Annotated in this window: 4 protein-coding genes; 1 reads left to right on the top strand and 3 read right to left on the bottom strand. The window is 60.3% G+C overall.

The annotated features are described in order from the left end of the window. From I8N66_RS37105 to I8N66_RS37095, 3 genes are all read right to left on the bottom strand, one after another. A partial coding sequence (locus I8N66_RS37105) for an RNA polymerase sigma factor region1.1 domain-containing protein (protein WP_291165522.1) occupies window positions 1–904 on the bottom strand: 904 nt, incomplete at its 3' end. 89 nt (window positions 905–993) lie between these two features. Then, the gene (locus tag I8N66_RS37100; RefSeq protein ID WP_162768926.1) at window positions 994–1218 is read right to left on the bottom strand and encodes a hypothetical protein; all 225 of its coding nucleotides are present in this window, start codon (window positions 1216–1218) and stop codon (window positions 994–996) included. Between the two features lie 146 nt (window positions 1219–1364). Then, the gene (locus I8N66_RS37095) at window positions 1365–1709 is read right to left on the bottom strand and encodes a GFA family protein (protein ID WP_291165520.1); all 345 of its coding nucleotides are present in this window, start codon (window positions 1707–1709) and stop codon (window positions 1365–1367) included. Window positions 1710–1926: 217 nt separating this feature from the next. Here I8N66_RS37095 and I8N66_RS37090 point away from each other — a divergent pair, with 217 nt between their 5' ends. Then, window positions 1927–2385 (top strand): hypothetical protein, encoded by a 459-nt coding sequence (locus tag I8N66_RS37090; RefSeq protein ID WP_223725079.1) that lies wholly within the window; start codon window positions 1927–1929, stop codon window positions 2383–2385. Window positions 2386–2407 lie beyond the last annotated feature (22 nt).

The raw sequence follows: 2407 nt of genomic DNA, 5'->3' as shown, positions 1-2407 counted from the left end.
GGGCTTCCACCTGCTGGTCCTGCTGCTTGCGCAGCTTCTTGTAGGTCTCGGCGATGATGTCGAGGGTTTCCATGACCTGCGGGCGCAGTTCCGCTTCCATGGCCGCGAGCGAGAGGTTCGACTCGTCGTCGTCTTCCTCTTCTTCCTCGGCCGGCATGACATCGCCGCCGACATTGGTAATGTCGTCGTCGTTGGCGGCGGTGCGCACCTTGCGGGTCTTTTCCTTTTCCTCGGCCGCCTTGCGGTCAGCCTCGATCTTTTCCGGGCTCTGGAACTGCGGGGCAGCCTTGGCCTCGGGACCGGAATAGGTGGTTTCGAGATCGATGATCTCGCGCAGCAGCGTCTGGCCTTCGTTCAGTTCGTCGCGCCAGATGATCAGCGCCTGGAAGGTCAGCGGGCTCTCGCAGAGACCGGCGATCATCGTTTCGCGGCCAGCCTCGATGCGCTTGGCGATCGCGATTTCGCCTTCGCGGGACAGGAGCTCGACCGAGCCCATTTCGCGCAGGTACATGCGGACCGGATCGTCGGTACGATCGGTCGGTTCCTTCTTCTTGCTGGTCGCAAGCGCCGTGCCGCCGGAAGGGGCGAGTTCGCCGCCTTCGCTGTCGCCGTCGTCGTCGCTCGCCTCGTCGTCACCGCCGCCGGCAGCCTCTTCGGCTTCCTCGTCCTCGATCACGTTGATGCCCATGTCGGACAGCATCGCCATCGTGTCTTCGATCTGTTCGGAGGTGACTTCCTCGGACGGAAGGACCGAGTTCAACTCGTCCATCGTCACGTAGCCGCGCTTCTTGGCGGCCTTGATCATCTTCTTGACAGCGTCGTCGGAAAGATCGAGAAGCGGACCGTCCGGAGCACCTTCGCGTTCTACGTCAGCTTCTTCGTTTTCTTTGACTTTGGTTGCCATTTAGTTCGTCGCTTTCCTTGTCGCAACCGGCGTGAGTCCGGTGCCAATGCCGCTCGAAGGTTCGGGCACGCCGCGTACCCGCCACCGAATCATTTCCCCTGACGTAACGGGATGATGTTTAATTCCTGTTTAACCACGAGTGCGATCGTGGCAAAGCGGGCGAGCTTCGACAGTCCTGCCACTGAAACGTCTCTGGCATGATTCCCTAACCGCCGTGTCATTTCGCCATTTCTTATTCGGAAATGGTGATTCCCACTATTTTCGATCCCGTCAAGCATTTCCGCTGAAAAACCGGCTGATTCGGCAAAAATCACCGTTCCTATCGCTTTTTGGGGTTTATCAGCTTCCGCTGAAGATGTAGGCGCTGCCCGCCAAAAGACAAGGGTGCCACCGATTTAATCGGCAAGGTCCCGTTGTGCCATATCCGCACCGCAACCAGAGATTCATCTTTCCCCTGCTCCTAAACCGAACGACCGTCGTATTTGACGATCTTGACCGCCTCCAGATCGAACTCCGGCAAGCAACGCAGGTTGATTGCGGCCATCTTCCCGTGCGGTCCCTCGCCTTCGCCGAAAGGGGCGATGCCGCAGCTATCGCAGAAATGATGCCGGATGACATGCTTGTTGAAGAGATAGGTCGAAAGGTCCGTTTCCGGTGTCTTCATCGTCAGCCTGTCGCGGGGAATGAAGGCAAGCAGCCCGCCGCGGCGGCGGCATAGCGAGCAGTGGCTGTCGATAGCCTCGGCGAAATCCCCCGCCACCGCGACGGCGATCTTGCCGCAATGGCAACTTCCCTCATAACGCATGCACGGTCTCCTCTAACTTCCCAACAAGCCTGGTTGCTGCGACGAAGATAGCGCGGCGGCGCCTGCAAGCAAGCGCCGCTGCCCGGGGCCATGAGCGCGCAAAACAATTCCACGTTCGGCCCGTTTCCGACCGAAGTTCGCAAGTTTGTTCCGGCTTTTTGCTTGCACCCGACCCGATCGCGGGCGACTTTCGCCACCGATCTCATGGAGGAGCCGGATGCTCATCAAGGAAACCGACGCCATGCGCGTGCTATCGATCGCGCGGCGTCTCACCATTCCCGACGTCAAAAATGAAAGCGCCGCATTGGCGCCAGTCATCGAGGCGGAAATGGAACGCGCCGGAATGACGCCCGCAGGCCCCTGGGTCTTCATTGCGCGGAACCTGCCGAAAAACGCCAAGACCCTCTTCGACTGGCGGATCTGCCGTCCGGTCACGGGTGGCGAGAACTATCGCGGCGATTTCGACCTGATCGACCTGGAGCCGATCATGGTGGCATCGGCCCTGCATCAGGGACCGATGCGCAGTCTTTTCACCCAGGGCTACACGCCGCTGGTCGAGGAGATCGAGATGTCCAGGCACAATTTCTCCGGCGAGAGCCGCGAAATCTATCATCGGTGGGCGGGCCAGGGCGCCCGCTACCACGAGATCGAGATCCAGTTCGGCCTTGCCAACTGAGCCGCCGCGCCTTGCGGGGTAC

Origin of the sequence: Ensifer sp. SSB1 (genome assembly GCF_016652895.1) — a bacterium.
In the GTDB taxonomy this organism is placed as follows: Bacteria; Pseudomonadota; Alphaproteobacteria; order Rhizobiales; family Rhizobiaceae; genus Ensifer.
Note: the sequence above shows the minus strand (reverse complement) of the source record. Positions and strands in the feature narration are given on the sequence as shown.

What these genes read in the sequence shown, in the direction of transcription:
- I8N66_RS37095 (WP_291165520.1), bottom strand. Translation starts at nt 1,709, where the DNA reads ATGCGTTATGAGGGAAGTTGCCATTGCGGCAAGATCGCCGTCGCGGTG.
- I8N66_RS37090 (WP_223725079.1), top strand. Translation starts at nt 1,927, where the DNA reads ATGCTCATCAAGGAAACCGACGCCATGCGCGTGCTATCGATCGCGCGG.